This is a genomic window from Rheinheimera sp. (assembly GCF_036568245.1).
GTDB lineage: Bacteria > Pseudomonadota > Gammaproteobacteria > Enterobacterales > Alteromonadaceae > Alishewanella.
Map to the genome: position 1 here is coordinate 16116 of NZ_DATCSY010000101.1, position 19636 is coordinate 35751.

Genomic DNA, 19636 nt, shown 5'->3' on the forward strand with positions numbered 1-19636 from the left:
TAAAACCAGAAAACCTCCCCTTGTGGGAGGTTTTTTTTTACCTGTTTAGCACACAACCTGAGATTTAAAACATGGAACTGGATGAAATACGTCACGCTATAAGCGATACCGATCAGCAGCTGTTGGGCTTGCTCGCCAAACGCCGTCAGCTGGCATTAGCAGTAGCCGATGCCAAACTGGCGCAAAATAAACCGATACGCGATCAAAAACGTGAGCAGGAACTACTGGTGTCTCTGATCAGTCAGGGCAAACCACTGGGGCTCGACGCCCAGTATGTTACCAGGCTGTATCATGTGATTATTGAAGACTCGGTACTGCAGCAACAGGCAAAAATTCAGGGCCAGCTTAACGGTAACGACAGCCCGGCAGTACGGGTCGCTTTTTTAGGTGGTCAGGGCTCTTACAGTTACTGGGCAACACAAAAATACTTCACCCGCCGCGCCGAGCGTATTATTGAACAGGGCTGTGACAGCTTTAATGAAATTGTGCAGGCAGTAGAAACCGGCCACGCTGATTACGCCGTGTTGCCGATTGAAAACACCTCGTCAGGCAGTATTAACGAAGTGTATGACTTGCTGCAGCACACCCGGCTGTCTATTGTCGGCGAACTAACCCACCCTATCGCCCATTGTTTACTGGGTTTACCGGGCACAGATTTAAGCAAAATCCGCCAGGTGTGTGCTCACCCGCAGGTTATTGCGCAGTGCAGCCAGTACCTGCAAGGCTTGTCACAAGTGAAAATTGAGTACTGCGACAGCTCGTCAGATGCCTTTAGCCGTATTAAGCAGCAACAAGACCCGACTGTCGTTGCCATAGGTGGCGAAGAAGGCGGCCAGCTGTATGGTTTGCAAGTACTTACCCGCGATCTGGCAAACCAGAAAGACAATGTCAGCCGCTTTATTGTAGTGGCACGTAAGCCAGTGACTGTTGCCAAAGCCATACCGGCAAAAACCACCTTTATTATGTATACCGGCCAGCAACCGGGGGCACTGGTAGATGCGTTACTGGTACTGAAACAGCACGGTATCAGCATGGGTAAGCTGGAATCACGGCCGATTAACGGCAATCCGTGGGAAGAGATGTTTTATGTTGACGTATTCGCCAACCTGAGCGACTACGCCATGACCCGTGCGCTGGAAGAGCTGAATAAAATCACCAAATTTATTAAGGTATTAGGCTGCTATCCGAGTGAAGATATCGAACCAACGCAGGTTACTGCCGGCTGATAAGCTGGTTAGACAGGGGCCTGAAGCCCCTGCCTAACCATATCTGCACCACAGTATGCACCTTGCGCCTTACCCTTTATGCGCATAAGCTATGCACATATCAGGTATGGAGTACAGCAATGAACCATGCATACAACACTCAGGCGCCCAAAAAGCCAACTAATGTAAGTATAAACAGTGACTTACTGGAAAAAGCTCGCGGCCTGAATATCAACCTGTCCGCCACGCTGGAGCTAGCATTAGCCGAGCAACTACGCAACGCTCAGCGTGCAAAATGGCTGAGCGAGAATAAAGACGCTATTGCAGCTTACAACCAGTTTGTTGAAACGAACGGCACTTTTAGTGACAGTGTCAGGAAATTTTAATGGCGCAGTTTATCGCTTACGCTAACGGTAATCCGGTTACGCAAAAGCAATATCCGTATTTGCTGGATATTCAAAGTGACTTATTAAGCGAGCTGAAAACGACAGTGGTGATACCGCTGTCGCCCACCAAACTGGTTGCCGCTATCAGCCTGAGCCGGCTTAACCCTGCCTTGACATTAAATGGCGAACAGCTTATTGCCATGACACAGGATCTGGCAGGAATTGATCGTCGTCAGCTCGGCGCAGCAGCGGGTGATTTGTCAGACTATCGCAGTGAAATTATCGCCGCACTGGATTTTGTTATTTCGGGTATTTAGCAGCAAAACCATCTTACTTATAACCAGTTTGTTGAAACCTTTTTGAAGAAACGGTAAAGATTGTAGCTTACAGTGAAGCTGCTGGGCGCAAAAATATTTCCCGAGGTTAATCAGCGCTGATATAACTCCAGCGGCAGGCCGTCGGGGTCTTGAAAGAAGGTAAAAGCTTTTCCGGTAAACTCGTCGGTGCAGATGGGTTCTACATCAACGCCGTTTTGCGTTAAGTAATCGGCAAATTCTGCGACGTTATCTACCACAAATGCCAGATGGCGCAGGCCTTGTGCTTCTGGCCTACTTGGCCTTGGCGGTGGATTGGGAAAGCTGAATAGCTCAATTTGATCACCGTTTGGCAGGGCTAAATCTAACTTCCAGGAATCGCGCCCGGTACGGTAGTTTTCCGCCAGCACTTTAAGCCCCAACAACTCCGTGTAAAAACGTTTAGAGCGGGCGTAGTCGCTGCAAATTATTGCCACATGATGAATAGCATTCAGGGTTGGGTGTGTCATAAAAAAGGCCTGATAAGCGTCAGGCCTGTAGTTTATCAAAGTATCTTTTTCAGCTCAGCCTTTAGTTTGTCATCATTTGTCGAGGCCAATAGCGGCTGAGTAAGAGCCTTAGCTTTATCGGTTTGATCTGACAGTAAATACAGCTGCGCTAAGCGAAATTTAGCCCAATCAAGGCGATCGGCGTTTGGCGCAAGCTGCAAATAGTGCTGCATAGCGGCAATACCTTCGCTGATAGCGGTTTTACTCAGTACCGCGCAGCGTGCTAACTGATAATGGCTTTCGGCAATTGATGCTTTAGCGTCATCATCTACAGCGGGTTGTTGTATTGCCTGCTGCAGCAAAGTAATAGCAGCAGGATAACTCTCCTGTGCCGTTAGCTGCATAGCGCGCTGAAAATAAGCCTCCGGGCGCTGCTGCAGCGGCTTAGCTTCAGCTAAAAACTGTGTAAAGGCCTCATCATCACTAAACTCAGTCAACCTTAATTGCAGCAACCAGCCTTGTACTTCGTCCAGTTGCTTAAGCTGCTGCGCCAGTGCTTGTGCTTTATCTTTATCGCCGCCGGCAATACCGGGCGCCTGAGCTAAAAAGCTGCCCAGGGCGATATAACTGCGCGGGTTCTCCGGCGCCAGCTTCAGCGCGGTTTCATAGGCTTTTTTACAGCGTTTAGCATAGCCCAGCGCACTAAACATACTGGCGCTGCTGGCGAGGTTACAGCTGGTAGTAGCATACCAATGCTGATAGTCGGCGTTATTGGCGTCATACTTAACCGCCTTTTCCAGCAACGCCTCAGCCCGCTCCATCTGCTGCAGGCCCGCTTCAGTGCGTCCCAGTAACGCCAGTAATTGCGCATCTTTGCTTTGTTTTGTTACCAAGGGCGTGAGTAAAGCCTTGGCTGCAGCATAATCATTAGCCTGCCACAACGCCTGCACCTGGCTGGCAAGCTCCATATTGTTCGCCTGTACTGCACAGCTTAACAGTAACAAACCAGAAAAAAGAGAACGGCATAGTGTGTCGCCCCGCATAGTGCTGCTCCATATTGCACTGCCAAAATTGACAATGTTCAGACTATAAATCAGCACCTAGCATTCAACCATAGGCCAGAAGTAACAAAATGTGTGTTATGTCTTACAGCTCAATAACATCACCTTTTTGCGGGATTAGCGCGTTAATCCCAAGCTCTGCCAGTTCTTGTTGTAAAGCCTCTTGCGCCTCTATCTCACCATGCACCAGATAAAACTGCGGCTGCCCGCCGATGGCCTGCGCCCAATCTAACAATTCACGTTGGCCTGCATGGGCGGAAAAGCCGCCTATGGTATGCACTTTGGCCTTTACCACAATGTCCTGGCCAAACAGCTTTACCCGCCGCTCACCATCGACCAGGCGCCTGCCAAGCGTGCCCATCGCCTGAAAACCGACAAAAATAAGATGATTCGCACTTTTCCATAAATTATGTTTTAAATGATGCACAATACGGCCACCATTACACATACCGCTACCGGCAATAATAATGGCGCCGCCACTTACCCGGTTGATCGCCATCGACTCGTCAACACTTTCTGTCAGGCGCAGCATGGGCAATAAATCCTGTAACTGCATGCCTTTTTTAAAGCCAATAGCGGCCAGATCTTTCTGGTCCAGGCACTCCAGATAGTCGTTATAAATATTGGTAATACTGATAGCCATAGGGCTATCGAGAAAAATCATCCGCTGTTTTAACCGGCCCTGATGATGCAATTGTGCCAGATAATATAAAATCTCTTGCGAGCGCCCGAGCGCAAAAGCCGGAATAAACACATTGCCGCCGTCTTTATTCGCTTGCTCCAGTGCCTGCGCCATCTCATCCAGTGAGTTGTCTATATTCTGATGATTGCGATCACCATAAGTCGACTCCATTAGCACGATATCAGCCTCGCCAATGGCACTGGGATCATGCATCAGTACCGTGGCAGGGTTACCAAGGTCCCCTGAAAACACTAGCTTACGCATGGCCTTATGGCCTTTGAGCCATAACTGTATTATCGCAGACCCTAGAATATGCCCGGCGTCACTGAACTCAAGTTCAAGCCCGGGTAAAGGCGAAATGCGCTTTTTATAGCCTAAGGTTTCACACAGTTGCACTACCCTCTCGGCATCTTGTACCGACAACACCGGATCCTGCAACTTTCTGCCGGCACGGGCGGCTTTTTTATTTTGCCACTCTAAATCTTTCAGATATAAATGCACCGAGTCTTTCAGCAGCACCGGCAACAACTGAGCCGTACCCGGCGTGCAAAGTATTTTGCCATCAAAGCCACGCGCCACCAGCAATGGTAATAAACCGCTGTGGTCAATATGCGCATGTGACAGAATAACCAGATCAATATCTTTGGGTTTAAACGCAAAGCGGAACTTATGCCATTCACGAATTTGATCAGCGCCCTGCACCATACCGCAGTCGAGCAGGATCTGCTTATCGTTTATCCTGATCAGGTGACAGGAGCCGGTAACTTGCTGAGCAGCACCGACAAACTGCAATGTGGCGGAAAGTGGCATAAGTTTAATCCTCGTCATAACGTTTCAAAGGTTATAGCGTAAACTGAAACACTAAAGATTAGCCTATATCAAACAATATGTTAGTTTTACCATTATGCTGTAATTCTTCTAAGTTGAAATACGCGTTTACCGGAGCAAGCTGATGACAGACGACCCGCATCAATTACATGAACGTCACTTGACCTCTGCACAACAATCGATGCAGGCAGTTGAAACGTCAAAACAACACAGTGCTTACCGGCTGGCCTTTGCCGACAACGATTTTCTGATGCAAGATGAGCTGCGTCATGTCCGCTTGCAGCTGGAATACCTGAAACCGCAGCTGGTATTAGAGCAGCACAACATTAATGCAACTATAGTGGTGTTTGGCAGCGCCCGTTTCCTCAGCACAGAGCAGGCAAAAACGTTACTGATTAAAGCAAAAGCCGCTGTAACAGAAACGGATAGCGCTGAGCACAGACTGGCTTTGAAGCACGCCCAAAAGCAGCTGCACAACAGTAAATATTATACTGCGGCGCAGCAATTCGCAGCATTGGTCACCCGCTACAGTTGCTGTAAACCTGATAACGCGATGACGATTATCAGCGGTGGCGGCGCGGGCGTAATGGAAGCGGCGAACCGCGGTGCCATGGATGCCGGAGGTTCGAGTATTGGCCTGAATATTGTGCTGCCAAAAGAGCAGCAGCCCAACCCTTATATCACGCCGCAGTTCTGTTTTCAGTTTCACTACTTCGCCATTCGTAAAATGCACTTTTTGCAGCGGGCCCGGGCGTTAGTCGCGTTCCCGGGAGGTTTTGGTACTCTGGATGAGCTGTTTGAAACCCTGACACTGATCCAAACAAAAAAAGCCGTACAGGTACCCGTCATTTTGTATGACAAAGCGTTCTGGCAAAAGCTGGTTAACTTCGACATGCTGGTAGAAGAAGGCCTGATCAGTGCTGAAGATATAGCGCTAATCCAATATGCGGATACACCGGAACAAGCGTGGCAGCTGATAGCAGACTTCTATCAGCTTTCACGTTAACTGCGGCTATCAGCAGCCTTTTGTAGTAGCTGCTTGCTCTCCTGCAAAAACTGGCCTGCCAGTTCACCAAAGTAGTGCTGACCTTTGCCAAACTGCGCCATTAAACCGGCTTTATCTTTGGCTTTCAGTAATGCCAGTAGCTGAGTAAAACGCTGCTGATAACGCTCTAACAGCGCGGCGACCTCACAGGAAGACAGCATAATATCGGCGTACAACTCGGCATTTTGCGCAAATAAGCGGCCGACCATCGCCAGCTCTAACCGGTATATTGGCGAGCTTAGTTGAAGCAATTCATTTAAATCAGCGTTTTCATCTGCCAGATGCACACCGTAAACCAGTGAAGAAAAATGTCGCATCGCCTGAATAAGCTGCATGGCACTGTCGTGCTCTGCCGCATGTTTAACCGCTAACTCAGCGCCCCAGACATTAAGCTGTTTCAATAGCCACTGATATTCGCTTTCGCCCCGGCCATGGCACACCACCACAACCTGCTTAACCAGATTGGTAATGTCGGGGCCAAACATCGGGTGCAGCCCCACCACCGGGCCGTTATGTCTGGCGAGCATCGCCGACAACGGCTGCGCTTTGATACTGGTAATATCGGCCAGAACGCACTGTGCCGGTAAAACTGGCAGCTGGTGAATCAGCTGTTCGGTCAGCGTAATAGGCACCGCCATCAACACCAGTGCAGCGTCAGCACAGAGCTGCTCAGCCTGATGCCAGTCGTGCTGCTCCAGCACCACAACCTGATAGCCTGAGCGTTGAAACAAGCTGACAAAACGCGCACCTAATGCGCCGGCCCCACCAATGATAACCACTTTACCGCCACCTTCACGGCAGCAGACAAAACCGCTTTCCTGCGTCTGATAGGATTCACGCATAATGCGCCTGAGCACATCCTCGGCGAGATCGGCAGATACGCCAAGCGACTGTGCCTGGCTACGCCGCGCACTAAGTAGCGCCTGCTCGCGCTCCGGCACGTAAACCGGCAACGCATATTGCTGCTTAATCTTACCCACTTGCGCTGTGACTTTGGCGCGGGCCGCCAGCAACGCCACCAACTGGCTATCAATACTGTCTATCTGCTCCCGCAGAGGCGCTAAAGCCTGCTTAGCTGCTTCACTCATCTCAGGCGGCCGCCACGGCAGGCTGCATTTGGCGGTTAATATTGGCCAGCAACGCTGCGGTGCTTTCCCAGTCTATACAGGCATCGGTTACTGAAACGCCATATTTTTCCGCTTTTCCATCAACCAGATCTTGCCGCCCGGCGTGCAGGTGACTTTCCAACATAATACCGATAATGGCGTCATTACCCGCTAAACGCTGGCCTATCACGTTCAGCGCCACTTCGCCCTGACGGTTATGATCTTTATTCGAATTACCATGGCTGCAATCCACCACGATGCCGCGCGGTAACTTCAGTTTATCCAACTTAGCCAGTGCTTCGCCGATGCTGTGCTCGTCATAATTCGGTTTAGCGCCACCCCGCAGAATAATATGTCCATCCGGGTTACCGGCTGTTTGCACCAGGCTCACTTCGCCGCGTTGATTAATGCCAATAAAACTGTGACCGCTGGCCGCCGACTGCAGTGCATTAAGGGCAATATTCAAATTACCGTCGGTGCCATTTTTAAAACCAACCGGCATCGACAGGCCGCTGGCCATTTCGCGGTGTGTTTGCGACTCGACAGTGCGGGCGCCAATCGCCGACCAGCTGATTAAATCTGACATGTACTGCGGGCTGATAGGGTCCAGCGCTTCAGTCGCCGTAGGCAGCTCCATCTCTACCATCTTCAGCAACAGTTCACGGCCCCATGTCAGGCCGGTTTCCAAATCAAAAGAATCATCCAGATGGGGGTCGTTGATAAAACCTTTCCAACCTACTGTGGTACGTGGCTTTTCAAAGTAAACCCGCATCACGATGTACAGACTGTCAGCATATTCCAGCTGCAGTTGCTTTAACTTTTGTGCGTACTCAATGGCTGCCACCGGATCATGGATAGAACAAGGCCCGGTAACAACTAACAGACGCTTATCACGGCCATGCACAATATTGGCGATATCATTGCGGGCGTGCTGAACAAACTTGGCCCCCTGCTCTGACAACGGTAGCACTTTTTTCAGTACTGCCGGCGGGCTCAGCGGCTTTTCCGCCACTATACGTAAATCATCTACTATTTTGCTCATGCTAAAACTCCACCTAGGTGTTGCAGGCATTAAGCATAGGTAAAAACACTGAACTTGCTAAGGCGCGCCCTTACGTAAACTTATTTATACACTGCGTAATAATTAAAATACAATTTACGCATAATAAAGATCGAGACCATGAGCGTCAACCCTCCCAAGCCTTTTAAAAACAAGATAGAGACAAAAAACACCAATCCAAAATTATGTATTTATAAGTTTACAAAAAGAGGCTCAGAACAACTGCAGCAAACGCTGGTAAGCCTGACGCAGCAAAATAAACTGCTGCGCTTCGCCACCACGATCAGGATGCAGCTGCAGTGCTTTGGTGCGGTAAGCTTTTTTCAGCTGAGCGAGGTTAAAATGTGCCGGCAATTGCAGAAGCGCCTTCGCTTCTGCCTCGTTAAGTGCTACCTGTGCGGACTGAGATACGGTAAAATTCTGCCAGAACGCATTCAGGTGTTGATCGAGCAGTTGCTCTGTCATTTGATAAAAGTTATGCCAGTTCAGGTAGTACTGGCGCCTGCTATCGTGAGCATCAGATACTTGAGTATGTGATACTGATAATAACCGCACTTTAGCCAGCTCGACACTCAGATACCCCTGTTGTGAATCCAGCAGTTGCTGCTGCACTCGGTATAACAGATGGTACAGCACAAAATGCTGCTGAAAGCGTGCCATATCTTCACTTCGCACTGTGTCGCAGTGCAGTTTCAGCCCAAGCCGTTTGAGCAGGTATTGCTCTTCTATTGCTTGCTCCGCATCCGGCGGTGACTCACACACCAGATTAAGCAATTGGTTTTGCAATAAATTCAGAACAGGTTCTGTGAGTGGGGCAGTATGCGCGGTCATGGCTATACCATGCCAGAAAGAAAAAAGGCCGACAAGTGTCGGCCTTTAAAGGTAGCTTAGTTAAGCTTTTCGCGGATACGCGCTGATTTACCTGAACGATCGCGTAAGTAGTAAAGCTTAGCACGGCGAACTGCACCACGACGTTTAACAGTGATGCTGTCTACCAGCGGGCTGTGCGTCTGGAATACACGCTCAACACCTTCGCCATTAGAGATTTTACGTACAGTGAAAGAAGAGTGCAGACCACGGTTACGCTTGGCGATAACTACGCCTTCGTATGCCTGTAAACGGGTTTTGTCACCTTCTTTAACTTTTACCTGAACAACTACAGTGTCGCCCGGCGCGAACGCTGGAACGTCTTGCTTTAACTGCTCGTCTTCAAGCTGTTTGATAATGTTTTGGCTAACTTTGCTCATAACAATCTCACTTTACCTGGAATAACTGTCTTCTTGCTGCCCCGTCCGGCACTCTTGCTGATATTCCTGTTGAAACTCAGCCAGTAACCGTCGTTGCTCCTCAGTCAGAGCCAGGAGATTTAACATATCTGGTCGTCTAAGCCAGGTTCTCCCAAGAGACTGCTTTAAACGCCAGCGTCGTATATTTTCATGGTTTCCACTCAGTAATACTGCTGGAACCTGTTTGTCTGATAACACTTCAGGCCTGGTGTAGTGTGGACAATCAAGCAAACCGGATGCAAAAGAATCCTGTTCTGCCGACTGTTCATGCCCCAGCACTCCTGGTACTAAGCGTGACACTGCATCAATCAATGTCATCGCGGGCAATTCACCGCCACTTAACACGTAATCACCAATTGACCATTCTGCGTCAATTTCGCTTTCTATTACGCGCTCATCAATGCCTTCATACCGGCCAGCTACTAACAGCAGCTTAGAATGTTGCGCCAGTTCGGTGACACCTTGCTGGTCCAGCTTGCGGCCTTGCGGCGACAAGTACACCGTGTGCACACCTTCTCCTGCAGCTTGCTTGGCGGCGCGTATTGCGTCACGCAGCGGCTGCACCATCATCAGCATACCTGGGCCACCACCATAAGGCCGGTCATCCACAGTGCGATGTTTGTCCGTTGTGAAATCACGCGGGTTCCAACATTGCAGTTGCATAATGCCTTGCTTTACAGCACGGCCGGTTACCCCATATTGCGTTATTGCTTCAAACATCTGCGGGAACAGTGTAACTACACCTACCCACAACTTATTGTTCTCTGGCATTAAAACGCCGGGTCCCAGTCTACGATAATGCGACGCTCGGTTAGATCGACGCTTTTAATGACTGTGTCCATCAAAAACGGCAATAACCTTTCTTTCTGACCAAATGCATCGGTACGGTTAGCTTTAACCACTAAAACGTCGTTAGAGCCTGTTTCCATCATGTCGGTCACTTCACCTAAGTGGTAGCCTGCTTCGTTAATTACTGCCATACCCATAAGGTCTTTCCAGTAATATTCGCCCTCTTCTAATGAAGGTAGCGCTTGGCTTGCTACGGCGATTTCAGCATTAACATAACGCTGCGCCAGATCGCGATCATTGACACCGTCCAGTTTCGCTATCAGGCCATTACTATGGCGCTTCCAGCTGAAAACCTGCACTGGTTGCCAGTTATCCTGAAATTTAACTTGCCAGGGTGTGTAATCAAAAATCCCTTCCGGGAAGTCGGTGTAAGCGTTAACTTTCAGCCAGCCATTGATGCCATAAACTGCACCAAATTTGCCAAGAACGACTAAATCTTTCTCACTCAAGCTGACTACTCCACACGACCTTTTGCTAATTAAGCAGCAGCTTTCTTAGCGTTTTTTACCAGAGTTGCAACGCGCTCACTCAGTGAAGCACCTTGTGCTACCCAGTGCTCAACGCGATCCAGATCCAGACGCAGTTTCTCTTCAGTACCGCCAGCGATTGGGTTAAAGAAACCCACGCGCTCAATAAAACGGCCATCACGAGCAAAACGGCTGTCCGCTACCACAACTTGGTAAAATGGACGCTTTTTCGCGCCACCACGTTGTAAACGAATAGTTACCATAAGGCCCTCTAATTTTATCGTTCAGGTTTTATCAAAAATAACAAAGCCCCCAGTCAGACTGAAGGGCTGCAGCATTTTACTGATTTAGAGCAGAATTGCAAGGCATTTCGCGGCTTAGAAGCCTTTATCTTAAAGTGATAGCCCGCCTGGCAGCGGGCTTTTAGTATAGTTAGCGTGGAGGCAGCATACCCGGTGGCAGCTTACCACCCATGCCACGCATCATCTTCATTAAGCCACCTTTACCCGACATCTGTTTCATCATTTTCTGCATCTGGGTAAATTGCTTCAGCAGCTGGTTAATATCCTGCACCTGGGTACCGGAACCTGCAGCAATGCGTTTTTTGCGTGAGCCTTTAAGCAAATCCGGAAACTCGCGCTCTTTGGGGGTCATGGAATTGATAATGGCTTCCATTTTCACGAACTGCTTATCGCCCATCTGATTCATTGCGCCCGCCGGCAGGTTTTTCATACCGGGTAATTTATCCAGCATCGACATCATGCCGCCCATACTGCGCATCTGTACCAGCTGCTCGCGAAAATCTTCCAGTGAGAAGCCTTTACCCTTCATCACTTTTTGCGCCATTTTGGCCGCTTTGTCGCGATCGACCTTTTGCTCCAGCTCTTCAATCAGCCCCAGCACGTCACCCATGCCTAAAATACGTGAGGCTATCCGATCAGGATGGAATGGCTCTAACGCATCGGTTTTCTCGCCGGTACCGATAAATTTAATCGGCTTACCGGTAATATGACGGATAGACAGCGCGGCACCACCACGGGCATCACCGTCAGCTTTAGTTAAAATCACACCGGTGAGCGGCAGTGCATCATTAAAGGCCTTAGCCGTGTTAGCCGCATCCTGACCTGTCATGGCATCCACCACAAACAGCGTTTCAATCGGCTTAACTGCTGCGTGCAGCGCTTTAATCTCATCCATCATGTCTGCGTCAACATGCAGACGACCAGCGGTATCTACCAGCAGCACATCAAAGATACGGGTACGGGCATGTGCAATAGCGGCGTTAACAATATCGACCGGTTTTTGCGACACATCACTTGGGAAAAATTCAACACCAATGTCTTTAGCCAGCGTTTCCAGCTGTTTGATTGCCGCTGGGCGATAGACGTCAGCAGACACCACTAAAACTTTTTTCTTTTTCCGCTCGGTTAAGAACTTTGCCAGTTTGCCAACTGACGTTGTTTTACCGGCCCCCTGTAAACCCGCCATCATCACTACTGCCGGTGGCTGGGTATTGAGCTTAAGTTCTTCATTAGCCTCGCCCATAGCGTCTTCCAGCGCTTTGCGGACGATTTTCAGAAATTCCTGACCAGGGGTTAAGCTTTTACTGACTTCAAGCCCGACTGAGCGCTCTTTTACTGTGGCAACAAAGTCGCGTACTACGGGCAAAGCAACATCGGCCTCAAGCAGCGCCATACGCACTTCACGCAGCGTGTCTTTAATATTATCTTCAGTTAAACGCCCGCGGCCGGTAATGTTTTTTAGCGTGGCACTTAAACGGTCGGAAAGATTCTCAAACATGGTTACTCACTCTAAAGCGATACTGTCGCCGATTATATCAAAGACTGAAGTTAAGCGCAGCCGTTAAGAAACTGTTGCGTATCGCACTGGGCATCTGGTTAAAGTTGCAATACAATAGCAAGTCACCGAAATGAAAGGAAATAGCTCTGATGTCCATGGCACTGTTTACTGCATTAGCTTTGCTTGCTTATCTGGTTGCCACCGGCTCAGTATTGTTGCGAATTTTTCATCCGCAAGGCCCCCACTTCAAAACCACCTTTAGTGCTGCGGTGCTTGGTGTAGTGTTACACGCACTGGTGCTGGGCGATATGCTGTTTACCGGGCATGGTCAGAATTTCAGCCTATTAAACGTCAGCTCGCTGGTGTGCTGGCTGATCACTGTAGCTGTCACGTTAACCGCACTGCGTACTCCAACCATTTTGCTGCTGCCTGTGGTGTATGGTTTTGCTGCTTTAGTTCAGCTGGCAGTGCTGGTCCTGCCACATAATGTACAGTTACATCATTTCGAGCAGAATATCGGCTTGCTTGTACACATCATGCTGGCGTTTATTGCCTATGCTGTACTCATCATGGCAATGCTATATTCCTTTCAGGTGAGCTACATAAGCAACAAACTGAAACAGAAAAATTTTGCCGCAATGACCCGGCACATGCCACCTTTGGTTCAGGCTGAGGTGTTGCAGTTCAGGCTGCTACTTGCAGGCACTGTGCTGCTGGGTTTAGCACTTCTGGTAGCAGCGCTGTTTATAGATAACTGGCTGGCAAAAGAAAACCTGCATAAAACCATTTTTAGTCTGCTTGGCTTTATCGTGTTTGCAACCTTATGTTGGGGTCATGCCCGTAAAGGCTGGCGCGGTAAAATTGCCAATACGTTAACCATAGCAGGCGCCGCTCTGTTAACACTTGGCTATTTTGGCAGCCGTTTTGTACGCGAAGTACTGTTAAATACACTTTAATCCTTGACTCAACAGGCACTTCGTAATATCAAGTACGGGTGTTTGGCAATACAGGTAATTAACTCTTGGACGACATATCGACGGGTACGCTATTTATCATTCTTGGCGTGCTCCTATTCATATCTGCCTATTTCTCAGGATCAGAAACAGGCATGATGTCTGTCAACCCTTATCGTTTAAAGCATTTAACAAACGAAAATCATAAGGGTGCTATTCGGGTAAGCGAGCTGCTAAAGCGGCCAGATCGTTTAATAGGCCTGATTCTTATCGGTAACAATCTGGTTAATATCGCAGCATCAGCCATAGCGACGATTATTGGTATGCGTCTGTACGGAGATTTAGGTATTGCGATTGCCACCGTGGTGCTAACAATGGTGGTGCTGGTGTTTGCCGAAGTTACCCCCAAAACAATAGCGGCACTGCACCCGGAGCGGATAGCTTTTCCAAGTTCAGCCCTGCTGAAATTGCTGCTGAAAGTTTTTTACCCTCTGGTTTGGCTGGTCAACTTTATTACTAACGGTATTCTGGCATTGATGGGCATCAGCCCGGAAAAACACCAGGGTAATAGTTTAAGTGCCGAAGAGCTGCGCACTGTAGTGCATGAAGCCGGCGCACTTATCCCAGAACAGCACCAGAGCATGCTGGTCGGTGTACTGGATCTTGAAAACGCCACAGTTGAAGACATTATGGTGCCGCGCAATGAAATTGTCGGTATCGATATCAACGATGACTGGAAAGACATAGAACGCCAGCTTGCAAACATGCAGTACAGCCGCATTTTGCTGTATCGCGACAGCATTGATGAAGCCGTCGGTTTTGTACACCCGCGTGAACTGATGCGCTTGTTGCTGAAAGAGCAACTGACTAAAGCAACATTAATGCGTGCTGTCAGCGAAATTTACTTTATTCCTGAAGGTACACCACTGAATACCCAGCTGCATAAGTTCCAGCATACCAAAGAGCGCATTGGCCTGGTGGTGGACGAATATGGCGACATCCAGGGTCTGGTGACGCTGGCAGATATTCTTGAAGAAGTTGTCGGCGAGTTTACAACCGATATTGCCGAAGATAGCAACGAAGATATTGTTAAACAGCCTGATGGCTCTTATCTGATTGACGGCAGCATTAACCTGCGCGATTTGAACCGGGAAATGCATCTTGAACTGCCAACAGACGGCCCGAAAACACTAAACGGTCTGATTTTAGAATATCTGGAGGAAATTCCTCAGGGTAACCTCAGTATCAGGCTGTCTGGCTATCCGATGGAAGTTATCGATGTGCAGGATAATATGATTAAAACCGTACGCCTGATGCCACATCTGAAAAAAGACTAACGGTTAATTAAAGCCGGGCAACCGGCTTTAATATCAGCATGGGTTATCAGCCAAAAAACAAGCGCCACAACCAGCCACGCTTTAAATCTTCTTCACATTTGTTCAGTTGCCCGGCATACATTTTAGCCCGGCTGTCTACTTTCTTCGCTACCTGAACTAACCAGCCTTTTTTGTGGTAACTGCCCCGCTTGTATCCGCCCCATCCTTCGTGATAATTCAGATACTGGCCATAGCCGTCCCATTTTGATACGCCGTTTAAACGCTGGCTTTTGCTGATATACCAGCCCATAAAATCAATCGCATCATCAAAGTTGTCACGGCTGGCCCAGAACCGGTCAGCTTCTTTGACATACTCATCCCAGGTCACTGTTTTTGCCTGAGAATAACCATAAGCATTGCTGGCACGGCCGTACGGAATGAATCCCAGGAACCAGCGCATCGGCGGGCGGGCGTTGTGTTTGAAGCTACTTTCCTGATACATGATACTCATGGGCACATGAATAGGTACGCCCCATTTATCTCTGACCTTGGCGGCAGCATCATACCAGTCACGGTGTTCGTAGAAAATTTCACAAAGATTAGAGGTGTTTTTGGGGGGCGGCGTGGCGCAACCGCTTAACATAACGGCAAACACGCTGCAGCAAAAAAACGGTGTAATACGGCACTGAACTTTTTTCATCCGGTTGATTCTAACAAGGTGCACGGATGCAACCAAGTTTTATTCTCCCTGGATACCACTTACGGCTACCAAACGGTAGCCGATTTTTTTGCCTTTGTTTTATCACGCGGCTTATTCTGCATCAGACGTCTTTTACTTTGTCGCACTTGGGCACTTCAGCATAATACTGCGCAATATACTGCTCAAAACTAATACTGTCTTGCTGTTCAATCTGCTGCTGCTGCAACAACGACTGAGCTGCAGCATCGGTAAATTGTTGCTCGCTGTAATACTGATAGCCTTCGCTGGCTAACTGCTGTTGATACCTGGCAGATAACTCAAGCATAAAGTGACCGTTATCCTGCTGTTTCGCGACAAGCTGATTCAGTACTTGCCCGGATACGGTCTGAGACGGATCCAACAGCCCCAGATAAAACTGCTTAATCGCGCCAGTATAGCGTTCGGTAGCGTAAGCAGAATCAAGGTACTGGGCCACTGGCATCATGTCAGCAAAAAGCTCTTCCGCCCAATCCAGCATTAATCTGGGCTGGCCATCCTGAATAATATCAAGGTTTCTGCGTCGGCCATCGGTCACTACTTTTTTCAGGTTTTGCTCTGTCACAGTCTGCTCTGAGGCTGATAACAGCGGGCTGTCTTTCAGCAAACAGTACAGCAAGAAAATATCCAGAAAATGCATTTGCTCAGCAGTGATACCTATCGGACTGAACGGATTAACATCTAAAGCCCGTACTTCTATGTATTCTACGCCACGTTTAGCCAGTGCACAGGTCGGCCGTTCGCCAGACTCTGTTGTTCTTTTGGGCCGGATAGTGGAGTAAAACTCGTTTTCAATTTGCAGCACATTGGCATTCAGTTGCTGATACTCACCATTAACCTTAACACCGATGCTGCGATACTCATCAGAAGGCATGCTGATGGCCTGATGCAGCCCCGCAATATACTCATCTAAGTTGTTGTAGGTAATATTCAGACTCGATTGGGCACTGTTGGTATAGCCCAGATCACTCATGCGCAATGAGGTAGCGTAAGGCAGATACAAGGTACCTTTGCCCAGTGTCTGAAAACTATAGCGGCTTTGACGCCCTTCTAGGAATGACTGACACATCGCTGGCGATGCACCAAACAGATACACCATCAACCAGACATAGCGCTTATAGTTGCGGATGAGCGATAAATATTGCTCAGAGATAAAACTCTGTAATGGCCCGCTTTGCGCCAATACCTGCTGATACTGTTGCCAGAAAGCTTCGGAAAAAGAAAAATTAAAATGCACACCACTTATGGCCTGCATCATGCTGCCATATCTGTTGTGCAGCCCTTTACGGTAAAGCGTTTTCATTTTACCTACATTAGAGCTGCCGTACTGGGCAAACGGGATCTCAGTCTGAGCGTTAATAAAACAAGGCATGCTGCCGGCCCAGAACTGTTCACCCGGAATATTCCGGATAGTAAAACGATGGATATCACTAAGCTGCGCCAGCGTTTTATCAATACTGTCACTGGCCGGTGTAATAAATTCAAGCAGAGATTCTGAAAAGTCTGTCGTTATCCAGGGATGTGTCAATGCTGCACCTAACGCCCTGGCATGAGGGGTTAAGGCCAGTTTGCCATCGGCTTTTACCCGCAACGTTTCCCGTTCAATACCGCGCCGAATTCCTGTTATTGCTTGTTTCAGAGGCGCTGAGTTCAGCATTGCCAGGCGTTGTTGTAAAATTGAGCCCAAGATAGTTCCTTATTTGCTGCAGATTGCTGCTGAAGTTGGGGCGCTGAGGCAAAACTCAAGGCCGGGCTTTAATTTAGCCTGCTATTTGCAATTCAACAATCAGATATTTGTCCACTTAACCGGCACTTGCGTTAAACCGACTGATAGCAGGCTGCAATTATTACAACTGTGACTTAAACTTAGCAGCATCTACAGCCGCTATATACCATTCATGCTATATACCATTTATTAAATAAGCCATATGAACCGACGCAACCAAAATGTTACAAACGAGGAAGTCACTTTCAGCTCAGAGCAGGAACTGGTTTCCACCACCGATTTACGCGGGGTTATTACCTATGCCAATCCGGCTTTTTGTCAGGTAGCGGGTTTCACCGCAGAAGAGTTAATTGGAAAAAACCATAATATTGTTCGGCATCCTGACATGCCCGCAGCGGCATTTGCTGATCTTTGGCAGAAACTTAAACAGGGGCAATCCTGGCGTGGATTGGTGAAAAACCGCTGTAAAGACGGCCGCTACTACTGGGTTGATGCTTTTGTCACACCTATATATCAACAGCAAAAACTGATTGGCTACCAATCCGTAAGAGTAAAACCGGACGCCAAACTTATTCAGCGGGCAAACAACAGCTACCCGTTAATCGCCGCAGGCAAACAGCCTTCTGACTGGCGCAGTAAGTTTGCGTTGAAACGCTCAGTGGCAACAGTACTGACACTGCTGACAATATGTGGTGGTATTGCGCTATTCGGTATGCAGTTTAGTCTGGCACTGCTGTTACCTGTGATTTGGTTTGCCTGCTGCTATGACGAGCTGTTTGTGATCCCTGCTAAACTGCAACAAGTGAAAACCAGCTTTGACAGCGTCTCACGCTGGATCTACTCGGGTTTCGGCCCCTATGGTATCGCTGATTTTCAGCAACAGATGAGTCAGGCAAGATTACGCACCGTGCTGGGACGAACAACCGACAGCACAGACGCACTGAAGCTGATTGCTGAAACACAGGCAGAAGCCGTGCATTTGACGGAACAAGGCATCCATCAGCAGCATGACAGGCTAAGCAGTATTGCTACCGCCACGGCGCAACTCTACAGCACAGTGCAGGATATTGCGCAGCGGACACAGGACACACACCAGCAGGTAAATGACACGCACCAAATCTGTCATAACGCCAAAAGCACTATGCAGCAGACCGCAACTACGGTACAGAAACTTGCCAGCGAAGTTCAGGGCGCTGCTGCCACAGCAGACAGCCTGGCGGTTGAAGCAGAGCGCATCGGCGCGGTAATGAGCGAAATTCAGGGCATAGCTGATCAAACCAACCTGCTGGCACTAAACGCCGCTATTGAAGCTGCACGGGCCGGTGAACATGGCAGAGGCTTTGCAGTGGTTGCCGATGAAGTCAGAGCGCTGTCATCACGCACCCATAACGCAACAGAGCAGATTAAACAGTCAATAAGTGAGATCCAACAAACCTTACTCAGCTGGGGCAAGGTCATGTTACACAGCAGGCAACAGGTTGAAATATGTGTTGAAGAAACCCGGCTCAGTGAACAGCAATTGGAAGATATCTCCCGCATGATAGACCATATTGCCCAGCTTTCTTCGCAAATAGCCACCGCAGCTACCCAGCAGGGTGTCGTTGCCCATGAAGTGCAGCAGAGCGTTGAGCAAATACAAGATATTGCTAATAGTAACTTAGGAAATATTCAGATTGTTGCGGATAACAGTACTGCATTGCAGCAGCAGGCAGGAAAAATAGCTGATTTGAACAAAAGCTTCGGCTGACAGGTTCATTAGCTATAAAATAAAAAACTCCGCCAAAGCGGAGTTTTTTATTGCTGATTCAGCAAGCTTCAGTTGTTTTTTTGCTCTTCTGCTGCTGGCTTATCATCTTCAGGTTTTACAGCATCCTGCTCAGCGAAGTCGGCATCATTGGAATCGCCAACCACATGTTCAAGCTTCAGCTTTCTTACGCTACGAATGGTCGTAATAGGCCCCGAACAGGCGTATATAAAGAAAATACTAAACAGCATTTCAGCCGGCCGTGCTGCAATAACGACAAACACCAGCACCACCAGCAAAATGGTGAGGAAAGATACTCTGTCACGCCAGTTTAAATCTTTAAACGAGTTATAACGGAAATTACTCACCATCAGTAAGCCGGTCAGAATCGTCAGAATCCCCACCAGGTAACCGATATTATCACCGTCAATCTGGTAGATACTGCCGCTCCATACCATGCCGGCAACAATCGCCGCAGCGGCCGGACTGGCCAGGCCCTGGAAAAACCGGCCATCAGTAACGCTTAAGTTGGCATTGAACCTGGCAAGTCGCAGTGCGGCACAGGCAACATAAATAAACGCAGC

At 48.7% G+C, this 19636-nt stretch carries 21 protein-coding genes; 7 read left to right on the forward strand and 14 right to left on the reverse strand.

Annotated elements, in window-relative coordinates:
• The first annotated feature begins 71 nt into the window (after positions 1-71).
• From VIN66_RS04540 to VIN66_RS04550, 3 genes are all read left to right on the forward strand, one after another.
• A complete protein-coding gene (locus VIN66_RS04540) occupies positions 72-1226 on the forward strand; it encodes a chorismate mutase (RefSeq protein WP_331922888.1) in 1155 nt (384 codons plus the stop codon).
• Between the two features lie 119 nt (positions 1227-1345).
• On the forward strand, positions 1346-1591 hold the full coding sequence (locus VIN66_RS04545; RefSeq protein ID WP_331922889.1) for a type II toxin-antitoxin system CcdA family antitoxin: 246 nt from the start codon (positions 1346-1348) through the stop codon (positions 1589-1591).
• Positions 1591-1908, forward strand: a complete 318-nt coding sequence (locus tag VIN66_RS04550; protein WP_331922890.1) for a CcdB family protein — start codon at positions 1591-1593, stop codon at positions 1906-1908. Before VIN66_RS04545 ends, VIN66_RS04550 begins: the two co-directional genes overlap by 1 nt.
• A 110-nt stretch (positions 1909-2018) precedes the next feature.
• Here VIN66_RS04550 and VIN66_RS04555 read toward each other — a convergent pair whose 3' ends face one another.
• From VIN66_RS04555 to VIN66_RS04565, 3 genes are read right to left on the reverse strand one after another with little or no spacing between them, the layout of a single operon-like run.
• Positions 2019-2414: a VOC family protein gene (locus tag VIN66_RS04555; RefSeq protein ID WP_331922891.1), complete on the reverse strand. Its 396-nt coding sequence runs from the start codon at positions 2412-2414 to the stop codon at positions 2019-2021.
• A 35-nt stretch (positions 2415-2449) separates the two neighbouring features.
• On the reverse strand, positions 2450-3493 hold the full coding sequence (locus tag VIN66_RS04560; RefSeq protein ID WP_331922892.1) for a tetratricopeptide repeat protein: 1044 nt from the start codon (positions 3491-3493) through the stop codon (positions 2450-2452).
• A 46-nt stretch (positions 3494-3539) separates the two neighbouring features.
• Positions 3540-4946, reverse strand: a complete 1407-nt coding sequence (locus VIN66_RS04565) for an MBL fold metallo-hydrolase (RefSeq protein WP_331922893.1) — start codon at positions 4944-4946, stop codon at positions 3540-3542.
• Positions 4947-5088: 142 nt separating this feature from the next.
• Here VIN66_RS04565 and VIN66_RS04570 point away from each other — a divergent pair, with 142 nt between their 5' ends.
• Entirely contained in the window at positions 5089-5970 is an 882-nt protein-coding gene (locus VIN66_RS04570) for a TIGR00730 family Rossman fold protein (protein ID WP_331922894.1), read from the forward strand.
• Here the strand turns inward: VIN66_RS04570 and tyrA are convergent.
• The 8 genes from tyrA to ffh all read right to left on the reverse strand — a co-directional run bounded on the left by tyrA (position 5967) and on the right by ffh (position 12577).
• Complete coding sequence (gene tyrA, locus VIN66_RS04575) at positions 5967-7097, reverse strand: bifunctional chorismate mutase/prephenate dehydrogenase (protein ID WP_331922895.1); 1131 nt, start codon at positions 7095-7097, stop codon at positions 5967-5969. The two genes, VIN66_RS04570 and tyrA, sit on opposite strands and share 4 nt — an antisense overlap.
• A 1-nt stretch (position 7098) precedes the next feature.
• Positions 7099-8157, reverse strand: a complete 1059-nt coding sequence (locus VIN66_RS04580) for a 3-deoxy-7-phosphoheptulonate synthase (RefSeq protein ID WP_331922896.1) — start codon at positions 8155-8157, stop codon at positions 7099-7101.
• A 231-nt stretch (positions 8158-8388) separates the two neighbouring features.
• Positions 8389-9006, reverse strand: a complete 618-nt coding sequence (locus VIN66_RS04585) for a DNA-J related domain-containing protein (protein WP_331922897.1) — start codon at positions 9004-9006, stop codon at positions 8389-8391.
• Positions 9007-9062: 56 nt separating this feature from the next.
• Positions 9063-9422: a 50S ribosomal protein L19 gene (rplS, locus tag VIN66_RS04590; RefSeq protein ID WP_134059544.1), complete on the reverse strand. Its 360-nt coding sequence runs from the start codon at positions 9420-9422 to the stop codon at positions 9063-9065.
• Positions 9423-9434: 12 nt separating this feature from the next.
• Positions 9435-10232, reverse strand: a complete 798-nt coding sequence (trmD, locus tag VIN66_RS04595; RefSeq protein WP_414709862.1) for a tRNA (guanosine(37)-N1)-methyltransferase TrmD — start codon at positions 10230-10232, stop codon at positions 9435-9437.
• The gene (rimM, locus tag VIN66_RS04600; RefSeq protein ID WP_331922898.1) at positions 10232-10759 is read right to left on the reverse strand and encodes a ribosome maturation factor RimM; all 528 of its coding nucleotides are present in this window, start codon (positions 10757-10759) and stop codon (positions 10232-10234) included. Before rimM ends, trmD begins: the two co-directional genes overlap by 1 nt.
• A 29-nt stretch (positions 10760-10788) precedes the next feature.
• Positions 10789-11040, reverse strand: coding sequence for a 30S ribosomal protein S16 (gene rpsP / locus VIN66_RS04605; protein WP_134059552.1), 252 nt, complete (start codon positions 11038-11040; stop codon positions 10789-10791).
• A 169-nt stretch (positions 11041-11209) separates the two neighbouring features.
• Positions 11210-12577 (reverse strand): signal recognition particle protein, encoded by a 1368-nt coding sequence (gene ffh, locus VIN66_RS04610; RefSeq protein WP_331922899.1) that lies wholly within the window; start codon positions 12575-12577, stop codon positions 11210-11212.
• A gap of 149 nt (positions 12578-12726) precedes the next feature.
• On the opposite strand from ffh, the gene VIN66_RS04615 reads away from it, so the two are divergent.
• A complete protein-coding gene (locus VIN66_RS04615; RefSeq protein ID WP_331922900.1) occupies positions 12727-13533 on the forward strand; it encodes a cytochrome C assembly family protein in 807 nt (268 codons plus the stop codon).
• A gap of 65 nt (positions 13534-13598) precedes the next feature.
• On the forward strand, positions 13599-14867 hold the full coding sequence (locus VIN66_RS04620; protein ID WP_230820043.1) for an HlyC/CorC family transporter: 1269 nt from the start codon (positions 13599-13601) through the stop codon (positions 14865-14867).
• Between the two features lie 46 nt (positions 14868-14913).
• Here VIN66_RS04620 and VIN66_RS04625 read toward each other — a convergent pair whose 3' ends face one another.
• On the reverse strand, positions 14914-15546 hold the full coding sequence (locus VIN66_RS04625) for a hypothetical protein (protein WP_230820044.1): 633 nt from the start codon (positions 15544-15546) through the stop codon (positions 14914-14916).
• A 121-nt stretch (positions 15547-15667) separates the two neighbouring features.
• A complete protein-coding gene (gene gshA, locus VIN66_RS04630) occupies positions 15668-17269 on the reverse strand; it encodes a glutamate--cysteine ligase (protein ID WP_331922901.1) in 1602 nt (533 codons plus the stop codon).
• Positions 17270-17510: 241 nt separating this feature from the next.
• Between gshA and VIN66_RS04635 the strand changes: the two genes are divergently transcribed.
• The gene (locus VIN66_RS04635) at positions 17511-19055 is read left to right on the forward strand and encodes a PAS domain-containing methyl-accepting chemotaxis protein (RefSeq protein WP_331922902.1); all 1545 of its coding nucleotides are present in this window, start codon (positions 17511-17513) and stop codon (positions 19053-19055) included.
• Between the two features lie 68 nt (positions 19056-19123).
• Here the strand turns inward: VIN66_RS04635 and VIN66_RS04640 are convergent.
• On the reverse strand, positions 19124-19636 hold a 513-nt coding region (locus VIN66_RS04640), incomplete at its 5' end, for a CDP-alcohol phosphatidyltransferase family protein (RefSeq protein ID WP_414709863.1).